Annotated in this window: 1 pseudogene; it reads left to right on the top strand. The window is 70.0% G+C overall.

Going from position 1 to position 444, the window contains the following annotated elements:
* Positions 1-69: 69 nt before the first annotated feature.
* Positions 70-444 (top strand): annotated as a pseudogene (locus tag IF89_RS39945) (helix-turn-helix domain-containing protein); the annotation flags it as partial.

The following is a 444-nucleotide window of genomic DNA, read 5'->3' as shown; positions in this document are numbered from 1 at the left end:
TGAACTTGATTGGGTGATGTCGGTTCCGTTCGCCTGACAGTTGGGTGTCGGCACCGATAGCTCTGGGGTGTGAGGTACGCGCAGGGCGGCGGACTGACCGACGCCGAGAGAACCAGGCGGGAGCAGCGTGCGGTCGGTCGAGCGGTGGCGCCGGGCCTGGCGCGAGCGCGGCCAGGGCGGGGTCCTGTCGTAGGGGTCGCCGGGAGGACCTCGACTCAGTGACGCCCAGATCGCCAGGCTGGAGCGGGAGTTGGAACGTGGGCCGCTGGCTCACGGCTGGGCGGACCAGCGGTGGACCCTGGCACGGATCAAGACGCTGATCGGCCGGCTCTTCCACGTCTCCTACACGGTCGAGGGCACCTGGCGGCTGCTGAAGCGCCACGGCTGGAGCTGGCAGCAGCCCACCAGGCGCGCGATCGAGCGCGATGACGACGCGGTCGAGGT

The organism is Streptomyces sp. NRRL F-2664, from assembly GCF_000719345.1.
GTDB lineage: Bacteria > Actinomycetota > Actinomycetes > Streptomycetales > Streptomycetaceae > Streptomyces.
Note: the sequence above shows the minus strand (reverse complement) of the source record. Positions and strands in the feature narration are given on the sequence as shown.